The sequence below is a fragment of the Curvibacter sp. APW13 genome, assembly GCF_032337135.1.
Classification (GTDB): domain Bacteria; phylum Pseudomonadota; class Gammaproteobacteria; order Burkholderiales; family Burkholderiaceae_C; genus Allorhodoferax.
On sequence record NZ_JAVXZZ010000002.1, the window covers coordinates 589,059 to 614,897 of the forward strand.

The 25,839-nt window shown below is 61.7% G+C and carries 19 protein-coding genes; 5 read left to right on the forward strand and 14 right to left on the reverse strand.

The features are described 5' to 3' along the window. The first annotated feature begins 31 nt into the window (after positions 1–31). Positions 32–586 (forward strand): flavodoxin family protein, encoded by a 555-nt coding sequence (locus RQP54_RS11020; protein ID WP_315678328.1) that lies wholly within the window; start codon positions 32–34, stop codon positions 584–586. Here the strand turns inward: RQP54_RS11020 and RQP54_RS11025 are convergent, their stop codons facing one another. Genes RQP54_RS11025 through RQP54_RS11035 form a run of 3 tightly spaced genes read right to left on the reverse strand, consistent with a single transcriptional unit; the run spans position 587 to position 6,987 of the window. Beyond that, positions 587–1,657: a two-component system response regulator gene (locus RQP54_RS11025; RefSeq protein WP_315678329.1), complete on the reverse strand. Its 1,071-nt coding sequence runs from the start codon at positions 1,655–1,657 to the stop codon at positions 587–589. Positions 1,658–1,668: 11 nt separating this feature from the next. After that, complete coding sequence (locus RQP54_RS11030; protein WP_315678330.1) at positions 1,669–5,337, reverse strand: response regulator; 3,669 nt, start codon at positions 5,335–5,337, stop codon at positions 1,669–1,671. A gap of 9 nt (positions 5,338–5,346) precedes the next feature. Beyond that, positions 5,347–6,987 (reverse strand): response regulator, encoded by a 1,641-nt coding sequence (locus tag RQP54_RS11035; protein WP_315678331.1) that lies wholly within the window; start codon positions 6,985–6,987, stop codon positions 5,347–5,349. Positions 6,988–7,705: 718 nt separating this feature from the next. Between RQP54_RS11035 and dnaE the strand changes: the two genes are divergently transcribed. The 4 genes from dnaE (at position 7,706) to RQP54_RS11055 (ending at position 13,725) form a co-directional block, all read left to right on the forward strand. Beyond that, entirely contained in the window at positions 7,706–11,299 is a 3,594-nt protein-coding gene (dnaE, locus tag RQP54_RS11040; protein ID WP_315678332.1) for a DNA polymerase III subunit alpha, read from the forward strand. Between the two features lie 96 nt (positions 11,300–11,395). Then, positions 11,396–11,647: a FeoA family protein gene (locus RQP54_RS11045; RefSeq protein WP_315678333.1), complete on the forward strand. Its 252-nt coding sequence runs from the start codon at positions 11,396–11,398 to the stop codon at positions 11,645–11,647. Position 11,648: 1 nt separating this feature from the next. After that, the gene (gene feoB / locus RQP54_RS11050; RefSeq protein ID WP_315678334.1) at positions 11,649–13,508 is read left to right on the forward strand and encodes a ferrous iron transport protein B; all 1,860 of its coding nucleotides are present in this window, start codon (positions 11,649–11,651) and stop codon (positions 13,506–13,508) included. A 1-nt stretch (position 13,509) separates the two neighbouring features. Then, complete coding sequence (locus RQP54_RS11055) at positions 13,510–13,725, forward strand: FeoB-associated Cys-rich membrane protein (RefSeq protein WP_315678335.1); 216 nt, start codon at positions 13,510–13,512, stop codon at positions 13,723–13,725. 75 nt (positions 13,726–13,800) lie between these two features. Here RQP54_RS11055 and RQP54_RS11060 read toward each other — a convergent pair whose 3' ends face one another. The 11 genes from RQP54_RS11060 to RQP54_RS11110 form a co-directional block, all read right to left on the reverse strand. Beyond that, a complete protein-coding gene (locus RQP54_RS11060) occupies positions 13,801–14,721 on the reverse strand; it encodes a cell envelope integrity protein TolA (protein WP_315678337.1) in 921 nt (306 codons plus the stop codon). A 10-nt stretch (positions 14,722–14,731) separates the two neighbouring features. Continuing rightward, positions 14,732–15,166, reverse strand: a complete 435-nt coding sequence (locus tag RQP54_RS11065; protein ID WP_315678338.1) for a biopolymer transporter ExbD — start codon at positions 15,164–15,166, stop codon at positions 14,732–14,734. Between the two features lie 3 nt (positions 15,167–15,169). Further along, positions 15,170–15,868, reverse strand: coding sequence for a protein TolQ (gene tolQ, locus RQP54_RS11070; protein WP_315678340.1), 699 nt, complete (start codon positions 15,866–15,868; stop codon positions 15,170–15,172). A gap of 15 nt (positions 15,869–15,883) precedes the next feature. Continuing rightward, the gene (locus tag RQP54_RS11075) at positions 15,884–17,068 is read right to left on the reverse strand and encodes a pyridoxal phosphate-dependent aminotransferase (RefSeq protein ID WP_315678341.1); all 1,185 of its coding nucleotides are present in this window, start codon (positions 17,066–17,068) and stop codon (positions 15,884–15,886) included. A gap of 13 nt (positions 17,069–17,081) precedes the next feature. Continuing rightward, the gene (nusB, locus tag RQP54_RS11080; RefSeq protein WP_315678342.1) at positions 17,082–17,612 is read right to left on the reverse strand and encodes a transcription antitermination factor NusB; all 531 of its coding nucleotides are present in this window, start codon (positions 17,610–17,612) and stop codon (positions 17,082–17,084) included. Then, a complete protein-coding gene (gene ribH, locus RQP54_RS11085; protein WP_315678343.1) occupies positions 17,609–18,085 on the reverse strand; it encodes a 6,7-dimethyl-8-ribityllumazine synthase in 477 nt (158 codons plus the stop codon). Before ribH ends, nusB begins: the two co-directional genes overlap by 4 nt. 26 nt (positions 18,086–18,111) lie before the next feature. Further along, entirely contained in the window at positions 18,112–19,227 is a 1,116-nt protein-coding gene (gene ribBA, locus RQP54_RS11090) for a bifunctional 3,4-dihydroxy-2-butanone-4-phosphate synthase/GTP cyclohydrolase II (protein WP_315678345.1), read from the reverse strand. Between the two features lie 14 nt (positions 19,228–19,241). Next, positions 19,242–19,865 (reverse strand): riboflavin synthase, encoded by a 624-nt coding sequence (locus RQP54_RS11095; protein ID WP_315678346.1) that lies wholly within the window; start codon positions 19,863–19,865, stop codon positions 19,242–19,244. A gap of 90 nt (positions 19,866–19,955) precedes the next feature. Then, positions 19,956–21,089, reverse strand: coding sequence for a bifunctional diaminohydroxyphosphoribosylaminopyrimidine deaminase/5-amino-6-(5-phosphoribosylamino)uracil reductase RibD (gene ribD / locus RQP54_RS11100; RefSeq protein WP_315678347.1), 1,134 nt, complete (start codon positions 21,087–21,089; stop codon positions 19,956–19,958). Further along, on the reverse strand, positions 21,090–21,524 hold the full coding sequence (locus tag RQP54_RS11105; protein ID WP_315678348.1) for a type IV pilin protein: 435 nt from the start codon (positions 21,522–21,524) through the stop codon (positions 21,090–21,092). A 3-nt stretch (positions 21,525–21,527) separates the two neighbouring features. Next, positions 21,528–25,832, reverse strand: a complete 4,305-nt coding sequence (locus tag RQP54_RS11110; RefSeq protein ID WP_315678349.1) for a pilus assembly protein — start codon at positions 25,830–25,832, stop codon at positions 21,528–21,530. Positions 25,833–25,839 lie beyond the last annotated feature (7 nt).

Consider the following 25,839-nt stretch of genomic DNA (forward strand, 5'->3'; position numbering starts at 1 on the left):
CCCCACATCTTTTTCAACCAAGGAGCAAACCATGGCCAAAGTAGTAGTTGTTTTCCATTCCGGGTACGGTCACACCCAGCGCATGGCGCAAAGTGTGGCTGCGGGTGCGCAGGCAGAGCTGCTGCCCATCGACGCCGAGGGCAACCTGCCCGAAGGCGGCTGGGACAAGCTCGCTGCAGCGGACGCCATCATCTTCGGCTCCCCCACCTACATGGGCAGCGTGAGCTGGCAGTTCAAGAAGTTTGCCGATGCCTCCAGCAAGGCCTGGTACGTGCAGGCCTGGAAGGACAAGCTCATGGGCGGATTCACCGTGAGCGCCAACGTCAACGGTGACAAGTTCTCCACCTTGCACTACTTCATGACCCTGGCCATGCAGCACGGTGGCATCTGGGCAGGCACGGGCCTGAACTACAACAACACCAAGGCCTCGCAGCGCGATGACGTGAACTACCTGGCGTCCAGCGGCGGCCCCATTGCCCAGACTCCGGGCGACGTGGGTGCAGACGGCATGAACGCCGGTGATCTGGAAACCGGTCGCCTGTTCGGCGAGCGTATCCAGGCCCTGGCGGCCAAGCTGGCAGGCTGATCAGTCCGCCAGATCCAGGTCCGTGAGGGCGCCGTTCTCTTCGGCGTAGCGGGCGCGGATGTCCAGCATCTGCGGTAGCGCCGCCTGAAAGGGGGCCAACAGCGCCGGGTCGAAATGCTGCCCGGCGCTGGCCGCGATATGGGCCACGGCGTCGTCGACCGACCATGCGGTCTTGTAGGGCCGGGCGGTGGTGAGCGCATCGAACACGTCGGCAATGGCGACGATGCGGCCGAACACCGGAATCTCTTCCCCGCGCAGTCCGTGCGGGTAGCCCGAACCGTCCCACTTCTCGTGGTGGGTGAGCGCCACGCTGTGGGCGGCCTGCAGCAGTTCGTCGCGGTGTTGGCCGATGATGTCGGCCCCCATCTGCGGGTGTTGGCGCATCACCTCCCATTCGGCGGCGTCGAGCTTGCCGGGCTTGAGCAGGATGTGGTCGGGAATGCCGATCTTGCCCACGTCATGCATCGGTGCGGCATGGAACAGCAGGTCGGCACGTGCCTCGCTCATGCCCATGGCCAGGGCGGTGAGCCGCGCATAGTGGCTCATGCGGATGACGTGGTTGCCGGTTTCGTTGTCCTTGAATTCGGCGGCGCGACCCAGGCGGCGGATGATCTGCAGACGGGTGGTCTGCAGTTCGGCGGTGCGCTGGTCCACCAGGCGCTCCAGTTCGCGGGTCTGGTCGTACAGGGCCAGGTGCGTGCGCACCCGCGCCAGTACGATGGCCGGGCTGATGGGCTTGGTGATGTAGTCCACGGCACCCAATTCAAGCCCTTTCTTTTCATCCTCCATTTCGCCCATGGCCGTGACAAAGATCACCGGAACGCCCCGCGTGTCGGTATTGCGCTTGAGCCGCTGGCAGACCTCGTAGCCACTGATGCCGGGCATCATGATGTCCAGCAGCACCAGATCGGGCTTGTGCTCGCCAGCCATGATGCGCAGCGCCTTTTCGCCGTTGGTGGCAACCTTGATCTGGTAATGGGGTGACAGTACATCCGACAGCACATCGAGGTTTTCGGGTGTGTCGTCCACCAGCAAGATGGTGGGTGCCGTGGTCTTGGAGGGCGCGTTCATGGCCAAGCCTTTCAATGGGTGCCCAAAGGCAGATTCAGTGCCTGGGCCAGTTGCTGCAGCGTCTGCAGACCTTCTTCGAACTCGTAGCGTGCAATCTGCTTCTGCAGTTGCCCGACCAGTGCCGACTGGCCCAGGCCCTGCAGGCCGCCAGCGAGCTTTTCGATGAGCTTGCCCGCGCGCGCGTCGTCGTCGGCGAGCAAGGCCGCCAGTTCCTTCAACCCGGTAGCCAGTTCGTCTGCAGGCAGTGATGGGGCTTCGGGTTGCGCGAGCGTGGGGACTGGAGCCGCAGTGATGGCGCCGGTCATGGCCTGCAGCTGTGCCGCAAGCGCTGGCAAAGCCGCACGTGCTTGGTCGGTGTCGCCTGTACGGAGCATCGACTCCAGTGCCTGGGCCTGTTCGGACAGGGCCATGGCGCCGATATTGCCTGCCAACCCCTTGAGCGTGTGGGCATCTCGGGTAGCGGTTTCCAGGTCCTGGGCTTCGAGCGCGGTGGCAATGCGCTGGGCGGCATCGGCCTGCGTATGCGCAAAACGCGCCAACAGCTTGGCGATGAGCGCCGAGTTGCCGCCCATGCGGCGCTGCGCCAGGTCCAGATCGAGCCCTTCAATGCGAGGCAAGGCTGCACGGCTCGCCGCCGGGGATGCTGCAGGTTCCAGTTGCGGCCCCTGGCCAGAGGGCGTTACCCAGCGTGCCAGCGTGCTGAACAGTTGTGCAACGTCGATGGGTTTGCCGATGTGGTCATTCATGCCGGCCTGCAGGCACAGTTCGCGGTCGCCGCTCATGGCATTGGCCGTCATGGCCAGGATGGGCAGGGTGGCGTGTTCAGGATGGCTGCGGATGATGCGCGTGGCCTCGAAGCCATCCATCACGGGCATCTGGCAGTCCATGAGCACGCCGTCGTAGCGGTGCTGGTTGACCATCTCGACTGCCTGGGCCCCGTGCTGTGCCACGTCGACACGGATGCTGGCTTCCTGCAGTACCTCCAGTGCGAGTTCCTGGTTGACGGGGTTGTCTTCCACCAGCAGCAGGTAGCTGCCCCGCACTTTTGCCAGCGCCTCCTGGTTGGCTTCCTGGCGTTGGTGCCTGCGACCCTGGTGCACGACTTCCTTGCCCAAGGCGCACAGGATGCTGTCGAGCAAGGCGGATGGTCCTACCGGCTTGAGCAGCACGCCATCGATGCGTGTCGCGCCTGCCTGCTCGAGCAATTCGTCGCGGCTGTGGGCCGTGACCATGACAAAGGCCGGCCCGGGATGGAGCTGGGCCGTCAGGCGAATGCGCTGGATCGCCTGCAGACCGTCTTCCTGCGGCATCTGCCAGTCCATGAGCACGAGGCCGTAGGGGTTGCGCTCCTGCTGCGCCTGCTCCAGTGCACCCAGTGCCTCGGCGCCGCTGGAGACGGCGCTGGCTTCGAAGCGCTGCGTCTGCAGCATGGCGAGCAGGATTTCCCGTGCCCGGGCGTTGTCGTCCACGACCAGGATGCGCAGGCCGCGCACCTCCGGCTCCAGCACGGGGCGTTCGCGCTGGGTTGCCTGCAGCCCCAGGCGAGCGGTGAAGCGGAAGGTGCTGCCACTGCCGAGCACGCTGTGCACGTCGATGCTGCCGTCCATGAGCTCCACCAGGCGCTTGCTGATGCTCAAACCCAGGCCGGTGCCGCCAAAGCGGCGTGTCGTGGAGGCGTCGGCCTGGCTGAAGGCATTGAACAGCTTTTGGCGCTGCTCCTCGCTGAGCCCGACACCGGAGTCGGCAACGGCAAAGCCCAGTACCAGTTCGTCCGGCTTGTCGGCAATGGGAGGGGTGTGCACGCGGATTGACAGCGTCACCTCGCCGCGTTCGGTGAACTTGATGGCGTTGCCCACCAGGTTGAGCAGCACCTGGCCCAGGCGCAGCGGGTCGCCCACCAGGGCGGTTGGCACATCGGGGGCAATGTCGAACAGCAGCTCCAGGCCCTTGTCCTGGGCCTTGATGGCGCACAGGTCCGACAGGTTTTCCAGCACGTCTTCGAGGAAGAAGGCGCTGCGCTCGAACTGCATCTTGCCGGCCTCGATCTTCGAGAAGTCGAGGATGTCGTTGATGATGCCCAGCAGGTTGCGTGCGGCAGAGTCCACCTTTTCGATGTAGTTGCGCTGCTTCGGGGCCAAGTCGCTCTTGAGCGCCAGCTGCGACATGCCGATGATCGCGTTCATGGGGGTGCGGATCTCGTGGCTCATGTTGGCCAGGAAATTGGACTTCATCTGCGTGGCGTCTTCGGCCAATTCCTTGGCCTGGCGCATCAGCTCGGCGGCCTTGCGCTCTTCGGTCACGTCATCGAACATCCACACCGTGCCGCGTTCCAGATCTTTGGGGTCGATGGCCGCACCGCTGATCCGGCTCCAGAAGCTGCTGCCGTCCTTGCGCCGCAGTTCCTGGGTGCTGTAGTGAACCTCCCCGCGCAGAATGTCTTCGTAGGGGCCATTGCCGTCTTCCCGGGGGTCCATGAACCAGATGCGTGGCGACGCGCCGATCAGTTCCTCCGGGGACCAGCCGAACAGGGCCTCCATGCGGTGGTTGGCGCGAATGATTTTCCAGCGCTTGATCAGCACGATGCCCATGGTGGCGGCTTCGAAGATGGCGTTGAGCTCGTCGCTCACCTGCTGCACGGCCAGTTCATTCTTCTTGCGGTCGGTGATGTCCACCATCCAACTCAGCGTGCCGGGGGCGCCGTTGTGCTGGGTCGGTATGTAGGTGACCAGCACGTCGCGCACCGTGTGGTTCGGACAGTACATCTGCACTTCCAGGTCGCGCACCGTTTCACGGCTGGCGATCTGGGCCTCGATCTGCCCCTCGGCTTCAGGGTGCACCAGGGCCGCCGTGGCCTTGTCGCCTACCTTGGCGTGCACCAGTTCACCCAGGCGCGGGTTGGCGAACTGGATGACGCCATTGGCGATGACGGAGACGCCCACCGGGGCCGTGTCGAGTATGTTCTGCAGACGTGCGGTCTGGTCGTTGAGGCGCTTGATCAAGGCATTGAGGGCTTGCCCGATGAGCGAGGCATTGACCAATACGAGGGCCAGCAACTGCAACCAGAGGTAGACGGCAAAGTTGCGCTCCTTCACCGTCATCTCCATGTTGCCCTGGTAGACCAGCATGGCATGGATGTCGTCGAAACCGCGCAACAGGAACAGCAGGCCCGCACACCCGATCGGCCAGACCAGTGCGGCGGCCATGGCCGGGTTGTAGGTCTTGCACAGGAATCGGAAACTTTCCCAGCAGGCCAGCCAGGCAATGGCACCGGAGGCCAGGAGCACCAGGATCAGCATGGCATTCTGCAATCCCGCCCAGTGTGCGGCCAGCATTACCGCCACCGAGATGCCCGCCACGAACCCCATGATCCGGGTACTGGGGCACGGCTGGTCGTACAGGTCGAGCATGCCTGAGCGGAACAGCATGACGCACCCCATGGTCATGACGTCGGAGAGGTTGAATTCCCGGTAGTAGGCCAGCAGGGACATCTGCGAGCCCGAGAGCAGAACCGCGAGCATGTCGCTGAGCACCAGCACGATGTTGGCAACGCCAAACTGCAGCGCTGCCTTCTTTGAGAAGCTGAATTTCCAGCCGTAGAACAACCAGCCCAAGCCGCCCAGGCCGGCAACCAGGGTCATGGCACGGTTGAGTACTTCGGGTTCTGTCATCGGAAGGGACATCGGGATTCCTTAGGCCTCGGGGGGGCTAGCCGGGTGCGGCAGTTCGGCCTGCAGCCCATAGGGCAGCTTCACCGTGATTGTTGTCGTGGACGCCTCGTCGGAAGTCTGCATCGCGATGTCGCCGCCCTGGGTGCGGGCAATGAGTCGGGCCGAGAAGGTGCCCAGGCCATTGCCATGGGGCTTTCCCGACGTTGCAAACTTGTCGAAGAAACGCTCGCGCACGTCGTGCGGGACGGTGCCATCGTTGGTGATGGTGGTGCGTACCTCGGATTCACCCCGATGGAAGTCGATGGCGATGCGGGTACCTTCGCGTGCGGCTTCGAGGCTGTTGCGCAGCAGGTTGGAAAACATGGAAAAGCACAGGGTCTCGTCGGCCAGCACCTGGATCGGTTCAGGTTGCGATACCGCCTGGCCTGCCACGGTGTACGCCACGCTGATGCTGCGCGAGGCCAGTTCGGAGGCCATCTCGCCGACTATGCTGCGCAGTATCTGGACCACGTCAACCGAAGAGGGTTCGTACTGGTAGGTGCCACGCTCCATCTTGTACAGATCCAGCGACATGTTGATCATGTTCAGGGTCCGGCGACCGCTTTGCTCGACATAGCGCAGGACGTCCTTGTGCTGTTCGGCCAGGCTGGCATCGTCCAGCAGCGAAGCGGCAAAGCTGACGATGCCAGCCACCGGATTCTTGAGGTCATGCTGCGCGATGCGCTCGAACTCGTCGCGCAGCCGCACGTTTTCTTCCAGCACGGCGTTCTGCTCGATCAGGGCAACGCGGCTGCGCTGCAGTTCCGCCACCATGCGGCGCAGGCGCAGGTGGGTTTCGATGCGGGCCTGCAGGATGGCCTGATCGACCGGCTTGGTCACGAAGTCGACCGCCCCGGCGGCAAAACCGCGGGTGACGTCCACCGTTTCGTGCATTGCGGTGAGGAAGATCACCGGAATGTCGCGCGTGGCGGGGTCGGCCTTGATGCGGCGGCAGACCTCATAACCATCCATCTCCGGCATCATCACGTCCAGCAGGATCAGGTCGGGCATCTTGCCAGCGGCCAATATCTTCAATGCCCGCTCACCGCTTCCGGCCACCTTGATCGTGTAGTGCTCACCCAGGGCAGCCACCAGCACATCGAGGTTGTCGGGAATGTCGTCCACAGCCAGCAGGGTGGCTTGCGCCGCCGGGGCGTCTTGGGTGGCAGAAGGCTTGCTGATCGGGCCCTGTTCGCGCTGTGGCGTCAGGACAGGCGGTACCTTGGTTTCGGACATGCGCGCCGAGGGTTGTGCCATGATCTTGCGGATCTTGGCTTCCAGTGCGCCGGTGGTGAACGGTTTGAGCATGTAGCCGGATACCCCGGCCTGCACGGCCAGTTGCACCTGGTGGCGCTCCGCCTCGGCGGTCATCATCAGCACCGGCAAGTCTCCCCGCTCGGGGTGGGAACGGATCGCCTTGAGCAATTCCAGCCCATTCATGTGCGGCATGTTCCAGTCGGTAATGACCAGATTGAAGCGGTGGTTCTGCACCAGGCGCCAGGCTTCGGCTCCATGGCTGGCGGTCAGCACCGACTTGACACCCATCTGGTGCAGGCTGTTGGTCAGGATCCGACGCATGCCCTCCATGTCGTCGGCGACCAGAATGTGCAATGACGGATCCATGCGACTCTCCTGCTTGGCTGCCCTCGGCCCATGCCTTGGGTGGCGTCTGACCCTGTGGGCGGTTTGGTGACGTGGCGCCATCATAGGGGGCGAGCGGACATTTTCCCAATCCCTGGGTGGGATGGCCTTGAAGGGTCGCGTAGTTTGGACTTTCTGATGGGGAGCCATGGGGCGCTGGTGGCTGCTTGGAGGAATTGCTTGGTTTTGTTTTTTCCTCACACCCCCCTCACTCCCCCCGCCCTCTCTCGCCCCGCCGGGCGAGAGGGAGCTAACAGCCATATTTGGCCGCGTATTCAAACAAGGGGAGTGCACGCGCCGCTTGGCGTTGTGGGGCAGGGAGGGTGTGGCCGAGTAATGTGACAAATTGGCCTCTAGCCCGCATATATATTGCGCATGAAGCTATCAATGGTGTAGCGCCTGCAAGGCAGCTCCGCGAAACGAAGCGCTCACGCGGCCGCCGCGCGTGCACTGCCTTTGTTTACCGTGACAGCCAAATGTGGCTGTTCAGGCTCCCTCTCGCCCGGCGGGGCACGCACAATGGCTGCGCCATTGCGCATGCCATGGGCATGGATGTGAAACGCAATCGCAAGCGATTGCGTGGCGGGGGGTGAGTGGGGGCGTTAGGAAGAAACAAAACCAAGCATTTCCTCCGAAAACTACACCAATCTCATGGTTCCCGGCTGCCAGGCCATGGTGCCCGAAAACCTACAATGGCACGATGTTTGCCCACCTGCGCCTGCACACTGAGTTTTCCGTCGTCGACGGCACCACCCGCATCGACGACATCGTCAAAGCCGCTGCCAAGGACGGCCAACCGGCCATGGCGATCACCGACCTCAACAACCTGTTCGGTGCCGTCAAGTTCTACAAGGAAGGGCGCAAGCTCGGAGTCAAGCCCATCATTGGCGCCGAAGTCTGGGTGGAAGGGCTAGGCCAGGACGATGGACAGTTCAGCCGCATGCTGCTGCTGGTACAGAACAAGCAGGGCTACCTGAACCTGTCGGAGCTGCTGGCGCGGGCCTGGACCCAGAACGGCAACAAGCAGCACGCCAGCGTATCGCTGGCTTGGTTGCAGGAGCTCCATGAAGGCCTGATCGCCCTGTCCGGCGCCCAGGCCGGCCCGGTGGGCCAGGCGCTGCTCATGGGCGACTCCGAGCGTGCACGCGAGGTGGCCTTCACGCTCTCGGGCATCTTCGTGCACCGCTTCTACATTGAGTTGCAGCGCTGTGGTCGTGCCGACGACGAGGCCCATGTGGCCGCCGCGGTGCAGTTGGCTGCACGCATGAAGCTGCCGGTGGTGGCCACGCACCCGATCCAGTTCACCGAGGCCGACGACTTCGAGGCCCACGAGGCCCGGGTGTGCATTGCCGATGGCGAACTGCTGGCCAATCCCCGACGGGTGCGCAAGTTCACGCGCGAGCAGTATTTCAAGACCACCGAACAGATGCAGGCGCTGTTTGCCGATGTGCCCTCAGCCTTGGCCAATACCGTGGAGATCGCCCGGCGCTGCAGCCTGACCCTGGTGCTGGGCAAGCCGCAGTTGCCGGACTTCCCGACACCGCTGGTGGATGGCAAGAAGCTCAGTCCGGAGGAGTATTTCCGCTACGCCTCGCACGAAGGTCTGAAAGAGCGCATGGCGCATCTCTACCCCGACCCGGTGGAGCGTGAAAAGCGCATGCCCGAATACGTGGAGCGACTCGAGTTCGAGCTCGGCACCATCCTCAAGATGGGCTTCCCCGGCTACTTCCTCATCGTGGGCGACTTCATCAACTGGGCCAAGAACAATGGCTGCCCGGTAGGGCCCGGGCGCGGCTCAGGCGCAGGATCCCTGGTGGCTTATGCGCTCAAGATCACCGACCTGGATCCGATTCGCTACAAGCTGCTGTTCGAGCGCTTCCTGAACCCCGAGCGCGTGTCCATGCCCGACTTCGACATCGACTTCTGCCAGGGTAACCGCGACCGGGTGATCGACTACGTGAAGGAAAAGTACGGCAAGGACGCCGTGAGCCAGATCGCCACCTTCGGCACCATGGCCGCGCGCGGCGTGGTGCGCGACGTGGGGCGGGTACTGGACATGAGCTACGGTTTCTGTGACGGCATCTCCAAACTCATTCCCAACAAGCCGGGCACCAACGTCACGCTGCAACTGCCGCCCACGGACGGCACGAAGAGCGACAAGTACGTCTATGCCACGGAAGCGGAGCCCCTGCTGGCTGAGCGCGAGGCCAATGAAGAGGATGTGCGCACACTGCTGGACCTGGCGCGCAAGCTGGAGGGCATGACGCGCAACATCGGCATGCACGCCGGGGGCGTGCTCATCGCGCCGGGCAAGCTCACCGACTTCTGTCCGCTGTACCAGCAGCCTGGCTCGGACTCGGCCGTGAGCCAGTACGACAAGGACGACGTGGAGGCCATCGGCCTGGTGAAGTTCGACTTCCTGGGCCTGGCCACGTTGACCATCCTGGAGATTGCGCGCGAATTCATCATGAAGCGGCACAAGGGCCAGGAAAACTTCGCCTACGAGAACCTGCCGTTGGACGACCCCAAGGTCTACCAGCTGTTCACCGAGGGCAAGACCGAGGCCGTGTTCCAGTTTGAAAGTACCGGCATGCAGCGCATGCTCAAGGACGCCAAGCCCAGCCGCCTCGAAGACCTGATTGCCCTGAACGCCCTGTACCGCCCGGGCCCCATGGACCTGATTCCCAGCTTCGTGGCGCGCAAGCACGGTCGCGAAGAGGTGGTTTATCCGCACCCCGCCGTGAGCGAGATGCTGAGCGAGACCTACGGCATCATGGTCTACCAGGAGCAGGTGATGCAGACCGCGCAGATCCTGGGCGGCTACAGCCTCGGTGGCGCCGACCTGCTGCGCCGCGCCATGGGTAAGAAGAAGAAGGAGGAGATGGACCAGCACCGCGACATCTTCCGCGCCGGTGCCCTCAAGACCCACGGCATTCCGCAGGAAAAGGCGGACGAGATCTTCGACCTGATGGAGAAGTTCGCCGGCTACGGCTTCAATAAGTCGCACGCGGCCGCCTATTCGCTCTTGGCCTACCACACGGCCTGGATCAAGGTGCACTACACGGCCGAGTTCTTCTGCGCCAACATGACGGTGGAAATGGACGACACCGACAAGCTCAAGGTGCTGTTCGAGGACGCGCAGAAGATGGGCATCAGCTTCGAGCCGCCGCACATCAACCACGGCGTGTACCGTTTCGAACCCATCTCCAACACCCAGATCCGCTACGGGCTGGGGGCCATCAAGGGCACGGGCCAGCAGGCTATCGACGCCATCGTTGCCGCGCGCGAGGGGCGGGGCGTGGGGCCGTCGGGCGATGTGAAGGGCCCCTTTACCAGCCTGTTCGACTTCTGCGTGCGGGTGGACCGCTCGCGCATCAACAAGCGTACGGTGGAAGCGCTCATCAAGGCCGGTGCCTTCGATACCCTGAACCTCAACCGCGCCGCCTTGCTGGCTTCTGTGGATACGGCCTTCGAGTTTGGTGCCTCGGTCGCGGCCAATGCCAACCAGGGCGGCCTCTTTGACATGTGCGACGACGACCACGGCTCCAGCACCAAGGAGCCCGAGTTGGCCAACGTGCTGCCCTGGGGTGTGAAGGAGCGTTTGACCCACGAGAAGACGGCCATTGGCTTCTACCTCTCTGGCCACCTGTTCGATGAGGTGGCATCCGAGGTGCGGCGCTTTGCCAAACGGCCGATCAACGACCTGCTGGACACGCGTGAGCCCCAACTGGTGGCGGGCATCGTCACCGACTTCCGCGTCATCAACGGCGCGCGCGGCAAGATGTGCTTCTTCAAGCTCGACGACAAGTCGGCGGCCATCGACGCCCGTGTGGACGAAGGGCTGATGAATGCCCACAAGGACTTGTTCAAGGACGATGCCTTCATCGTCGTGATGGGCCAGGTGCGCGATGACCGCTTCTCGGGCGGCATGCTGCTGACCGTGAAGGAAGTGTTTGACCTGGAGACGGCACGCTGCCGTTTCGGCAAATACCTGCGTCTGCCGCTGCAGTCGCCGACCCTGCGCAGTGCCGACGTGGTGGCGCACATCGGCCGCCTGCTGCGCGACTTTCCGGCGCGTCGGGTGCAGACCGAGTATGGGGACGTGGAGCAGGGAGTGGGCATCCGCATCGTGCTGGAAACTCAGGTCGCCGATGCCGAGGCAGGGCAGCATTGCCAATCCGCCCGGGCCGAATTGCAACTGGGCGAACGGGCCCGCTTTTACCCCAGCGACGCTGCCCTGGCCCAATGGCGCGGCATCGCCGCCCAGGGACAGGCAGAGCTGCTGTTCGACTGAGGTCTTTGATTTAAATCAATTCATTGCAAATGCGACTAGTTCGCATTTGCATGAAATCATGGTCTAATCCGGGCATTGTTCTGGATGTTTGCGACCATGAATCTCTCTGATCTGCCCAATGGGGCCCATGCCTTGGTGACCAACGTGACCCGTGCCAGCGCGGAAGTGGGCGATGCCACCCTGCGCCGCCTGGCGGAATTGGGCTTCATCGAGGGCGAACCGGTGCAAGTGCTGCGCCGTGGTCCGGGCGGGCGCGAGCCTCTGGCTGTGCAGGTGGGCGACACCCTGTTCGCGCTGCGCTTGGTAGAAGCGCGCTGCATCCAGATCCAGACCCAGGGGGCCCTCTGACATGAGCGCACTCAGCATCGCCCTGGTCGGCAACCCCAACTGCGGCAAGACCGCGCTGTTCAACCTGCTCACCGGTGCGCGCCAGAAGGTGGCCAACTACGCCGGGGTCACGGTGGAGCGCAAGGCCGGACTGGCCCGCCTGAGCGATGGCCGCAGCGTCACTGTGGTGGACCTGCCCGGTGCCTACAGCCTCACGCCTGCCACGCCCGACGAGCAGGTGACGCTCGATGTGCTGGAAGGCCGCCGCTCTGGCGAGGATGCGCCAGACATGATCGTGGCCGTGGTGGATGCCACCAACCTGCGCATGAACCTGCGCCTGGTGCTGGAACTGCAGACCCTGCACAAGCCCATGGTGGTGGCCCTGAACATGGCCGATGTGGCGCGTGCCCATGGCCTGGACATTGACACCGCGGCCCTGGCGCGCGAACTGGGCTGCCCGGTGGTGGAAACCGTGGGCGTGCAGCACAACGGACACAAGGGCTTGATCGAATTGCTGGCCAGCCGCCTCGGAGCCGAACACGCAGACGCTGCCGTGGTTCACCACACCGAGCGCGCGCCGGCCCAGTTGCAACAGGAGGTGCGCCGCATCATTGCGCTGGCAGCCCCCAAGGCACCGCGCGCTGCGCGCTTCCAGCATGGCGTCGACGCCGTGGCCATGCACCCGGTGTGGGGCCTGGTGCTGCTCGCGGTGGTGTTGTTCCTCATCTTCCAGGCCGTGTTTTCCTGGGCGAGCGTGCCCATGGACGGCATCAAGGAAGCGGTCGCCGCCCTGGGCGAGTGGGTGCAGGCCAGCATGGAGGATGGCCCGCTGCGCAGCCTGCTGGTCGACGGCATCATTGCCGGTGTAGGCAGTGTGCTGGTGTTCCTGCCGCAGATCCTGATCCTGTTCTTCTTCATCCTGGTGCTGGAAGATTCGGGCTACCTGCCGCGCGCCGCCTTCCTGCTGGACCGGCTCATGGGCAACGTGGGCCTGTCGGGGCGCGCCTTCATTCCGCTGCTGTCGAGCTTTGCCTGCGCCATTCCGGGCATCATGGCCACGCGTACCATCACCAATTGGCGCGACCGCCTGGCCACCATCATGGTGGCGCCGCTGATGACCTGCTCGGCGCGGCTGCCGGTCTATGCGTTGTTGATCGGCGCCTTTGTGCCGGAACGTGATGTGGCGGGCATGAGCCTGCGTGGCCTCACGCTGTTCGGACTGTACGTTTCGGGCGTGGTGTCGGCCATGGCCGTGGCTTGGGTGCTCAAGCGGACCTGGATGAAATCCGAGTACCAGCCGCTGATGCTGGAACTGCCCCCCTACCGCATGCCTAGCCTGCGCAATCTGGTGCTGGGGCTGTGGGAGCGGGCCCGCACCTTCCTGCGCCGTGCCGGCACGCTGATCTTTACGTTGATGGTGCTGCTGTGGTTCCTGTCCACCTATCCCGCGCCGCCCGCAGGCTGGGACGAGTCGCAGGGCCCGGCGATCTTGTTCAGTTTTGCCGGTCAGCTGGGCCAACTGCTGCAGACGGTGTTTGCACCCCTCGGGTTCAATTGGCAGATTTCCATTGCCCTGGTGCCCGGCCTCGCAGCCCGCGAGGTAGCGGTGGGTGCCCTGGGCACGGTGTATTCGCTCTCGGCCGCCGGTGATTCGGTAGCCGATGCCTTGTCGCCTGTCATCGCCCAGGGCTGGTCGCTGGCCACCGCCTACGCCATGCTGGCCTGGTACGTGTTTGCACCCCAGTGCCTGCCCACGCTGGCCGTGGTGCGCCGCGAGACCAACAGCTGGCGCTACCCGCTCCTCATGGTGGTCTACCTGTTCTCGCTGGCCTATGCCGCCGCCTTTGTGGTGTACCGCGTGACCTTGGCACTGGGAGGCTGATATGCAAACGCTGATCGTGACCGTGGTGGTTCTGGCCTGTGCGGCGGCGGTGTTGCGCGGGCTGTGGAAGCAATTCTCGGCGCAGGGCGGAGGTGGCTGTGGTGGATGCGGTTCGGCCAAGAGCTGCAAGCAGTCTCAGATGGCATCCTGCGGCAGTGCTCCTGCCGTCGTGCAGGAAAGTCGCCCGGTGCATTGGCAGCCCAGGCGCCAGGACTAGGTGCCATTTTGGGCTGTGGCCCGCTTCGGTACTGCGTGAGTAGCTTCCAAATGTGTAGCGACAATTGTCGCCCTGTCAGTTTCCCTGATGCCGGAAGCTGATGATCATGGGGCTGGGGACGCGACCGTCGGTGTCTTTTGGGAGTACCTCGGTTTTTTCCAAGCCACGTAGTACGGCTTCGTCCCATGCCTTCACGCCACTGCTCTGAACCACCCGTTGGCTGAGGATGGTGCCATCGGGCGATGTGCGCACTTCCACCTCGGTGGCCGCATTGATGGGAACTGAACCCATAAACACGATATTTGGGTAGACCTTTGCACGAATACGTCCGGCGTAGCCCGCGGAAGGCCCGGCACTCTGCGCGGCCGTGCCTGTGGACTTGGCATCCCCCGTGCCACCGCCACTGGCGGCCAGCCCCGCCATGCGCTTGAGGTTCTGCTGACGGATCTCTTCCAGGCGCCGTGCTTCTTCCTTCTCGCGCTTCGCGGCTTCCAGCTTGGCCTGCTGGCTGTCCTTCTGACGATCCTTCTCCTTGGCGAGCTTTTCCTTCTCCAGGCGCTCTTTCTCGGCCTTGTCCTTGGCCTGTTTTTCCTTCTCGAGCTTGAGCTTTTCCTGCTTCTGCTTTTCCAGTTCCTGTCGCTGCTGCTCTTCCTTCTTCAGGCGTTCCTTTTCCTTGGCCAGCGTGATGTCCGGGGCCGGGGTTTTGGTCACCGGTGTGGGGGCGGGCGCAGGTTCCACCGGCGCCGGGGGCAGGGGAGGTGTTGTCGGTGCGGTTTCCTCGGGTACTTCCAAGGGCGCAGCCGGAGCCGCCTGGGTGGGGACTGCTGCCCACAGCTCAGCTTCCACCGCCAGCACCTGGGGGGCAGAGCGCTTCCACTGAACACCAGCCGTCAGGATCAGTGCCAGCAGTCCATGGGCCAGCAAGGCCAGAAGCAATGCGAGCCCCAGGCCACGCGGTGCGGGGGGAGCGAATTCGTGCTGAACCGCCTGTGCCATGGCAGACCTGTCAGTTGACCAGTTGCACCGACAGACCGACGCGCTGGATACCCGCGCGCTGCAGTGTGTCCATGACCTTGACCACGGTTTCGTACTTCACGCTCTTGTCGGCGCTGATCACCACCGCCGAGTTCGCGACCGGGGCACCATCTTTTCCGGCCTGGGCACGCTTGACCGACGCAGCGAGGTCCTTGAGGGTGACGGGAGTGGTCTTGTCCTGCAGCTTGAGCTCGAAGCTGTCGGTCTTGGTGACCACGACTTCGATCACCTGATCGGGCTGCTTCGCGGCCTTGCCCATGCTGGGCAGGTCCACCATGCTCGGGGTGATGAGCGGGGCCGTCACCATGAAGATGATCAGCAGCACCAGCATCACGTCGATGAAGGGCACCATGTTGATCTCGTTGATGGTGCGGCGGCCACGGCCGCGGTGTGCTACGCCGGGCATGGCTTAACGTGCAGTGGGAGCAGCGCTCTGGGCGCTGACATTGCGCTGCAGGATGTTCGAAAACTCTTCGATGAAGGTTTCCTGCTGGTTGGCAATGCGGTCGATGTCGCGCGCGAAACGGTTGTAGGCCACCACGGCCGGAATGGCGGCAAACAGGCCGATGGCGGTGGCCACCAGCGCCTCGGCGATGCCGGGTGCCACCGTGGCCAGGGTGACCTGCTGCAGCGATGCCAGGCCCGTGAAGGCATGCATGATGCCCCACACCGTGCCGAACAGGCCGACATAGGGAGAAACCGAGCCCACGGTGGCCAGGAACGAAAGGTTGGTTTCCACCGCATCCATTTCACGCTGGAAGCTGGCCCGCATGGCGCGGCGTGCACCGTCCATCAGCGCGCCGACGTCGGTGATGCGGCGTTCGCGCAGTTTCTGGAATTCGCGCATGCCGCTGGCAAAGATGCGTTCCATGGGGCCACCCTGGGCGGCATTCTTGCTGGCGGCGCCAAACAGGTCATTGAGGCTGGAGCCGGACCAGAAGTTGCGCTCGAAGTCATCGTTTTGCTTCTTGACCTTCTTCAGCGCAAAGAGCTTGCGGAAGATGGCCGCCCAGCTGCCGACCGAGATCAGCACCAGCAACAGCATGACGGCTTGCACCACGGCACTGGCGTTGAGCACCAGATGGAGAATGTTCAGGTCCTGGTTCATGGGGTCATCAAGGAGTCAGGCAAGGAGTTTTTTCAATCGGTTCACGGCCAACTGCAGCTGCTCCATCGAGCTGGCCGTGGAAAAGCGAACGAACTGGGCGGTCTGCGCCGTACCGAAGTCACGGCCAGGGGTCACTGCGACATGGGCCTGGTTCATGACAGCAAAGGCGAAATCCCAACTGTCTTTCACACCGAGCTTCGCACAGGCCGCCGAGCAGTCGGCCCAGGCGTAGAACGCGCCGTCAGGCATGACCGGTACGGTAAGCCCCAGCTCGTTGAGGGCCGGGATGAAGTAGTCGCGTCGGGCCTTGAACTCGCTGCGGCGCTGCTCGTACAGGGCAACGCTCTCGTCCTCGAAGCAGGCCAGTGCCGCATGCTGTGCAATGGTGCTGGGGCAGATGAAGAGGTTCTGGGCCAAGCGCTCGATGACCGGGGCCAGCTTTTCCGGCACCACCATCCAGCCCAGGCGCCAGCCGGTCATGTTGAAGTACTTGGAGAAGCTGTTGATGCTGATGATGTGCTCATCGATCGCCAGCGCAGTCTGGCCGAACTGCTCCTCGTAGCTCAGCGGCAGGTAGATTTCGTCCACCAAGGTGACGCCACCACGTGACTGCACCACTTGGTGGATGCGTCGCAGCTCGTCCGGGTGGATGGACGTGCCGGTGGGGTTGGACGGCGAGGCCAGCAGCACGCCGCGCGTGCGTTCGCCCCACGCTGCCTGCACCTTGTCGGCGCTCAACTGGAAGCGCTCCTGCGCCGTGGTGGGAACCAGCACGGCGCGCCCTTCGGCTGCGCTGACGAAGTGGCGGTTGCAGGGGTAGCTGGGGTCGGGCATCAGTACCTCGTCGCCCGCTTCGATGAGCGCCATGCAGGCCAGGTGCAGGGCCGCAGAGGCGCCGGCCGTCACCACGATGCGGCTTGCGGGCACCTGCACGCCAAAGCGCTGGTCGTACCAGTGGCTGATGCGCTCACGCAGCAGCGGCAGGCCCATGGCCTGGGTGTACTGGGTGTGGCCGTCGGCAATGGCTTTCTGGGCCGCCTCCTGTACCAGTGGCGGCGCCGTGAAATCGGGTTCGCCGATGTTGAGGAACACCATGGGGTCGTCGCTGTGGGCGACTTCGCGGGCCAGGGCAGAGGCCGCCTTGGCTACTTCCATCACGTAGAACGGCTCGATGGCCTGCGCGCGGCTGGAAAACTGCATGCCGTGCGCTGCCCTAGGCCTTCTTGGCGCGATCCGCCTGCACTTCGGCGCTGCGCAACTGCGGTGCCAGGCCGTTGAGCACGCCGTTGACGTACTTGTGGCCGTCGGTGCCGCCAAATTCCTTGGCCAGCTCAATGCATTCGTTGAGCACCACGCGCCAGGGCACGTCGGGGCAGAACTTGAACTCGTAGGCACCGATCCACATCACCCCGTGTTCGATGGGCGAGATTTCCAGCCAAGGCCGGTCCAGGTGCGGCTCGATCAGCGCATTGAGTTCGGTGGCGTGTTCGATGCAGCCATGCAGAAGGGCGTCGAAGTGCGCCGCGTCGGCCTTGTTGAAGCCAAGCAGGTCGCGCGTGAAGGTGTCGATGTCATCGGCCGGGTTGCGGCCCACCAGGTGCTGGTACAGGCCCTGCAGTGCAAAGCCGCGGGCGCGGCTGCGGTCGGACTTGCTGGCGGCTTTCTTGACGCCGGTGCTGGTGAGACCGGTGCGGCTCTGGCGGGGAGGGCGCTTGGAAGGGCTGGTGGGTTGCTGATCGCTCACGACAGTTCCTCCAGCAAGTTGGCCATTTCCACCGCAACGCGGGCAGCGTCACGGCCTTTCTCTTCCTGGCGGGCCACGGCCTGCTCCAGGTTTTCCGTGGTGAGGATGGCGTTGGCGATGGGCAGCTGGTAGTCCAGGCCTACGCGCGTGACTGCTGCGCCGGATTCATTGGCCACCAGCTCGAAGTGGTAGGTTTCGCCACGAATGATGCAGCCCAATGCAATCAGTGCGTCATGCTTGCCCTTCTCGGCCATGGCCTGCAGTGCCACGGCAACCTCCAGTGCACCGGGTACGGTGACGTGTTCGATGTCCTTTTCAGAGACCCCCAGGCTCAGCAGTTCGCTCTTGCAGGCGTTCATCAGTGCATCGGTGATGCCGGCGTTGAAACGTGCCTGCACGATGCCGATGCTGAGTTTCTTGCCGTTGAGCCGCTCCTGCGGCGTCGTGGCGTGTCCTTTGTCTGCTCCAAACATGGCAGTTTCCCTTTGTATTGGTCTGTTTATTTGCTGATGTAGCCGGTGATTTCGAGCCCGTAGCCGGCCATGCTGGGCATGCGGCGCGGGCTGCCCATGAGGCGCATCTTGTGTACACCACAGTGGCGCAGGATCTGGGCACCGACACCATAGGTGCGAAGGTCCATCTTGCCGCGTTCGGGCGCTTGCGCAGAGCGCGCGGTGCCGCTGAACTGGGCCAGCAACTGCTCGCCGCTCTCGCCGCAATTGAGCAGTACCACCACGCCTGCGCCTTCCTGTTGCATGTGCTGCAGGGTGGCCTCCAGGCTCCAGCTGTGCATGGCACGCCCGGTTTCCAGTGCGTCCAGCACCGACAGCGGCTCATGCACGCGAACTGCTACGGAATCTGTAGCGTCCCAGGCACCTTTGACGAGGGCCAGGTGGATACCTTGGCCTGTGGAGTCCTTGAAGGCATGGGCGGTGAACTCGCCAAAGGCGGTCTGCAGCGGGCGCTGGCCCAGCATCTGGATCAGCGACTCGGACTTGGATCGGTATTCGATCAGGTCGGCGATTGTGCCGATCTTCAGGCCGTGCTCTGCGGCAAACAGCTGCAGGTCGGGCAGGCGGGCCATGGTGCCGTCGTCCTTCATGATCTCGCAGATCACGGAGGAGGGCGTGCAACCGGCCATGGCAGCCAGGTCGCACCCGGCTTCGGTGTGTCCGGCGCGCATGAGCACGCCGCCGTCCACGGCCTGCAGCGGGAAGATGTGGCCGGGTTGCACCAGGTCATCGGGCTTGGCGTCCTTGGCCACCGCAGCGCGCACGGTCTGGGCGCGGTCGGCGGCAGAAATGCCGGTGGTGACGCCTTCTGCCGCTTCGATGGAGACTGTGAAGGCCGTGCCTTTCTTGTCGCCGTTGCGGGCCGTCATGGGCGGCAGCTGCAGGCGCTCGCAGCGCTCGCGTGTCAGGGTCAGGCAGATCAGTCCACGGCCAAAGCGGGCCATGAAGTTGATGCCATCGGCCGTGACATGGTCCGAGGCCAGCACCAGGTCGCCTTCGTTTTCGCGGTCTTCTTCGTCCACAAGGATGACGATGCGCCCGGCGCGCATGTCGGCCACGATGTCTTCGACAGGGGAGATTTCAACAGGGGTCAGAGTAGTCATGGAATGGTCCGGGTTCATGCTGCAGCGGGGCTGAGCATGCGCTCGACGTAACGGGCAATGAGGTCGATTTCGAGGTTCACGCGCGAGCCCGCCTTCAGGCTGCCCAGGGCAGTGTTCTCGATGGTATGGGGAATGAGGTTGATGCTGACCACGCAGTCCTGTTCACGGTCTTCCACGCGGTTCACCGTGAGGCTGACGCCATTGATGGTGATGGAGCCCTTGTAGGCCAGAAACTTGGCCAGGGCGCGCGGTGCGGCAATGCGCAGTTCCCAGCTTTCGCCCACTTGCTCGAAACGGTCCACCAGACCAATGCCGTCCACATGGCCTGAAACGATGTGGCCACCCAGACGGTCATGGGCGCGCAGGGCTTTTTCCAGATTGACGGCTCCGGGCTGGTCCAGGCCCGCCGTCTTGTCGAGCGATTCGGCCGAGATGTCGATGGTGAAGGTGCCCGCTGCGGCGTCGAAACTGGTGACGGTCATGCAGGCGCCGTTGAGTGCGATGCTGTCGCCGAGAGTTACGTCGTCAAGGTAAGGGGGAGGGCAGGACAGGCGTAGGCGCTTGCCGTGTTGCGGTGTGGCGCCTAGCGCTTCAACGGCGTCGATACGCCCTACCGCGGTGATGATTCCGGTAAACATCGCGCTATTTTCGCAGGCTTTGGGAGCCCCGGCGTGTCACCCGCGGAAAAACACTGCGGCGGGGGACTGCCCGCGGCGGTCAGGTGCCGATCAGAACCGATCGCGTCCGCGAACCCGCGCGCGAATGCGCAGGTCATTGCCCACCAGGGCTTGGTCGAGGAAATCGAGCGCCAGGGCCTGGTCAAGCGACTGGAGCGGGCCGAAGTGGGCCGCACCCAGACCTTCGCCCACCAGTTTCGGCGCCAGGTACCAGAGGAATTCATCCACCAGTCCCGATTCAATCAGCGCACCATTGAGTGTCTGGCCTGCTTCCACATGCAGTTCATTGATTTCCCGGAGCCCCAGGTCTTGCAGCAGCGCGGGCAGATCGACCTGCAAACTGCCGGAAGTCGGCGGTAAAAAGCACACATGGGCACCCGCTTCCCGCAAGGTCTGGGCGCGCGCTTGTACTGCGGAGTCGGTGGTCTCCACCGCATAGATCCAGACCTGGCGCTGGATGCTTTGCTGTAACAGTGCAGCGTTAGGTGGAGTACGCAGTTGGCTGTCGACAATGATCAGGTGCGGCTGGCGTGGCGTTTCGACGGCCCGTACGTTGAGTGTGGGGTTGTCCTTCAGCACCGTGCCCACCCCGGTAAGCACGGCGCAAGCCCGAGCTCGCCAGGCGTGGCCGTCGGCGCGCGCATCCTGTCCGGTGATCCATTGGCTGGAGCCATCAGGTAAAGCCGTCTTTCCGTCCAGTGATGTGGCAATCTTGAGGCGTACCCAAGGCGTCTTGCGCACCATGCGGCTGAAGAAACCAATGTTCAGTTCGCGGGAGGCGATCGCCGCTGGATGGTCGGCTGGCAGTAACTCCACTTCCACCCCCGCTTTTTTTAAGCGTTCGAAGCCTTGTCCGGCCACCAGGGGATTGGGGTCAAGGTTGGTTGCAACGACCTTTCGTATGCCGGCGGCAATCAGCGCTTCGCAGCAAGGGCCGGTGCGGCCGTGGTGGGAGCAGGGCTCCAGCGTGACGTAGGCCGTCGACCCTTGCGTGCTGAGGCCTTTTTGGGCTGCGTCCCGCAGCGCCATGACTTCAGCGTGGGGGCCACCTGCGCGCTGGGTGTGGCCTTGACCAATGACTCTCCCTGAAGGGTCGATCAGGACGCAACCTACCCGAGGGTTGGGGGAGGTGAGTGAGAGTCCTTTAGATGCTAGGTCAAGTGCCTGACTAATTAATTCGTTCATTCACCGCCAACAGGTCGCTGCACTGCCGGTGCCTGAAATCTCTTTGGCCCCCGATTGCCGAATCCTCAAGGTTGCACACGCAGTGTCGCCTGCCTGCGCACTCCCTGCGACTGGAGTAGCCTCAATGGCAAAAGTTGTTCCAGTCGGTTCCCCGGCTGCGAATGCGTAGGTATAGCTTGCTTGCGAGTCTGCAAGGCAAGGAGAAGTGAAATTCGCCAGATCGGCGCCAGTGAAAGTGAGGTTGGTTGTACGGAACCGCTCCATGTATTGGGAGTGTTCCAGCAAGCAAGACGCGGCGACAGACCGGCGAGTTTTCATTACGTGACTTTGATAGGAAGGCAAAGCGACAGACAGCAATATGCCGATGATCGCCACAGTAATCATCAATTCGATCAACGTGAATCCAGCTTGACCGGATCGCAAATGCTGCTTCATAACTTAGTCCTTAATGATTTCTCGCCAGGATATGCGCCCCTTCTTGGCGGCCGCGCCGGGGTTCACCTTGACGTCTTTTACGCGATTGACGGAGTCCGTGCCACCGACAACCAGACGCGATCCGATCAAGGTAGGACGGCTGGGCAATCCTACGCCAAGATTCACGGACCCAATGGAGCGGCCAGCAACTTTATCGTCCGAGAAACTGTTGTCAGCATTGACGTCGAAAATGCTGTCCCCCGGAATTTCGGAACCAGACCAAGGATCGACTGCATTGACATAGCCGGTACCACCTGGAACGCAAGGGTCGGTCGCCGAGGGAACCATCGAACTGGCGATGAGCGCATATTGCTTAAGCTTGTACTGAATTGACTCGGTAATGATGCGTTCGCCCGCCTCGACGCTCCAGTCAATGACCCACCCCTTCGCGGATGCCATGTCGCCAGCAGTGACTGCGCTGAAGTAGCGGCTTGGCTTACCTCCGTAGGTCGTTGCACTGGACACCGTGCGTGTTTTCAGGAAGTCCCGTTGGTATGTCTTGCCCGCGGAGGGCAAGTAGTCTTCAAAGGCCGATTCATCATCGATGATGCCGTACCAAGACTGCGTTGCGGTGTCGGCGGGGTCTGTGGACCGGAAGTACGCACCCGTGCCAAAGAAAACAAATCGTTTGCCAAATTTTTCATCCCCTGACTTGTTGTTCACCACAACCGTGAGGGGCGCGGTTATGGGCTGACGAATGCCAGCTGCGCTGGTTGCGACAAACAAGGGCTTTCCGCTATGGGAAACCCCCCAGGAAGCGGTGCTTGCTGCGGATAAGTTGAACTTCCAAACATTGCCCTTCAGATCGCCTGCATAGACGACATCCACATTGCCATCGTTGTTGGTGTCGAATACTGCCGGTCCGAAAAGTCCGTTATCGGACCCAGCGCCGGTGTCCAGTTTGACAGTGCTGGCAATTTGACCGGAAGAGTTCAACACCAAAATGTACAGAACCGCCTTACCGTTGGTGCTGTTTACGCCGTTTCCGAAAATGATTGCGACAGAGCCGTTGTTCAGTTTTGCGAAGATCGGGCGCCCCAGGATGTATCCGAGGTCCACATCACTCGCAGCTGTGCTGCTCGCAGCCGGTGTGTATTCCCATAAGGAGTTGGATGTGGAGAAGGTGGTGGGGTCCGTCACATCCAGTGCAAAGAGTCCTTTACCGCCTCTACCAAGAGCACCAAAAAGCCAGTTTTTATTGCCTGTCTCTGTCGATTTGGGCCCTACTACGATGTCACCATCGACATAAAAATCGTGGGTGTACGACGTGGATGCCAGCGCTCCCAACTTGCTGATGCTTTGGGTGGGAATGTATGCAAACGTCTCGACCCCTGTGCTGCCGTTGAATGCGTGCAACATTCCGTCGTTACCCCCGACGAAAACGGTATTGGAGTCTTTGATGAAGTACGGTGATGAATGAACCAAATCACCAAGTGCGTGGGCCCGGTTCCGGAGTGTACCGACACCATTGCTGATCTCCAGCGTTCGGTCTCCGCGCAAATAGTTCAGCCGATTGAGGTCGACAATCGATCCTTGATCGGCGCTTGGCATGCTGGTGAATGACGTTCCGTTGAACTCGCGCGTTGTTCCATCGGAGTTTCGAATAAAAATCTTTCGATTCGCAGCTGACGGCATCTTGGAAGACGCTTCCCACTCTGTGCTTCCACTCACGCCGTTGGAAGTCACCGGGTAGGCCACCAGGTCGCCGGACCAATAGTTAGAGTCAAATCGCGCTTGATACACCCGAGTATCCGTCGAGATGCTCGAGCTATTGGCAATCACGTTGGCCGCACTAGAGTTGATCACCGAAATCTGGTCGAACGCCTTTTGTAGAGCTTCTTTCAGTTTGACGGGGTTTTGCACCAGGAAATACGTGTCGGGCACGCCATCACCGTCTGAGTCCCACTCAGAAGTCAAGTCGGGCTTATTGTTTCCGTTCTTGTCCTTGAATCCTCCCCATTTCGCGGCATACCAAAGCGGATCGCGAAGAAAAGTCGCCGATGCTGTTGAACTGGGGCTGAATGTAATCTCGCTCTTGTCCAATGGAGCGGTTCCGCCGACGTAGGGCAGTTTCTTGCAGGCGGCTGTCGCCAAGTTGGTGGAGTTATCGCAGTAGCCCGGCGACCTGCCAGGTGGAACATTCAGGAAATAGGGGCGGTCGAGGTTTTCGTCCTGCACTACTAGGTAGACACCATCATTGGTTGTTCCCGAAATCACGTACCCCATCGCATGTTGGATACCACCAGCTTGATACGTTGGTGTGACCGTGACGGTTAACGTGCTGTCGGCATTGGCCTTCACGACATACTCAACAATGGCGTCCATGTCATGGTCAGCGCCCTGTTCTACGTCTTCAAAATTGATACGAAACTTGGAATAGAAACGTCCTCCATTGACGGAGGTGTCTTTGTCACCTGTGCCTGAATTGACAATTTGCTCAATATAGAAGTCAACGATCTGGTTTGTCGGCTGGAACTTGCCCTTTGCTGCGTCAATTGACGATCCCCCCGTCGATTTGGCGAATGGAACCACGGTGATCACCTTGCCATTGGGCAATTTGACTGCCAATTGTGGGAGAGGCGATGCAAGTACAACGGAAAAAGTGTCGATGCTCTGTGTTCCCGTCAGGTCGCTGCGTATATCAGAGCGTTTGGAAAAATAGGCCACTGAACCAGAGTAATAGCTGCCCTGCTTGGTGGGTTCTTCGGGTGCCAAGCCTCTAACCTTACCTAAAGATGTCACGTCTTTGGCGGTGGGTGCAGAGTCGTCCGTGGAGCCTGACCGACCAATAAAGCGCTTTCCGGTGACTTTCCCGGTCGCGGTACCATCTTCAGTGGCTGTGATGGTTGTTGCTTCGGTGAGTACATTCAAGCCCGTCACATCACCGGTGAAGGACGCAAACTCGCTGCCAGGCAATTGATTGGAGTCGTAGGAGGGGTTGATGTCCGATATAGTGAGGAAGCTCGATTTGGCGCATCGCGGTGCCTTTGCGGAACTGCTCGACGAGTATGGGTCATCCCACGAGGCACGAGACAACCCTACTTCCGAATCTTTGGTCGCAGTGGTTGCGTAGAAGTCCGTCGTAGGCGTTCCTTTTCCGGCGAAGTAACGCAGGCCTTCGTACATCATTTCGCCAATAGGATTACCCCAGTCTGGGAACGTGCCTTCAGTCATGGCTGAGGTTGTCTGCCAACCACCTTTGTAGGCGTTATCCGTTCGGCCGTTATTGAAATCACGAATGCGTAAGGCGTCAAAGGTCTTGATGATCTTTGCACTGCTCGTAAACTGGCCGGTCGATGGGTTGACTTCGTCAGCAAATGACGAAACAACCTTGCGCAAAACCCCACCAGACATATTCTTGTCATAACTTCCAGTAAGGAGGCCAAAAAGCATGGCGTTATTCTCGCCATAGTCATGTAGTAGTCCGATCGGCTTGTAGACCGTCCCGTACTGTTTGCATCCGTTATTGAATGAAGACGTGCACACCTTTACCCGAACCGTGTAGTTCGTACGGGTACCACCATGGGTTCCGTCTGCTAATACGGGGCGTTCCGTCGATGCCCATTCCCAGATTCGTTTGCTTGAGTTGGTGACGACCGATAACCAAGGTTGCAGCTTTTCACTGCAATCGCTGAGTGTTGTGCAGTCTTTGCCTGCATTGGGTGTCAGGCTTCCGAAAAAATGCCGCTTTCCAGTGCTCGGCTGACTGAGTGGCGTGTAGTCCGATATTTTGTAACCATCTACCGCCTCACTAGTGTATTCCTTGCCCCATGAGTGTGCATCTTGCGGGATATAGGCTCGTCGCAAAATAGTTTCTGAGGTGCTGTCGATCTCGCGGTAGCCGCCGTACAAGACCTTGCGTAAGGCATCTATGCGACTGGTTGTCACATAGTTCAACCAGTTTCCAGACCACTTCCCGCTACTGCATGTATTGAGTTCTCCCGCAGCAGCGCTCGGCGTGAACAGCCCATCCTTGTCACTTTTGCCGTTATGTTCATAACAAATCGTGGAATCGAAATTGCCTAGATAGGTAATTTTCGGTTTGAATCGAATATCAATGGCGCCATCGCCATCAATGTCTGAAGCATCGTTGTATGCTTCATAGAACATGCGATGGTCTTTGCCCACCGTGAGCATCACCATTGGTTTCGCGGTAATCTGGGTCACCAAGGGTACATTGGGAATGGTGACTTGAGAAAATGCAATTCCACAAGGAATTGCGATTCCCATTGCGAAAACGTTGCGGAAAATGGAAAGATACTTATTCATGATGTAC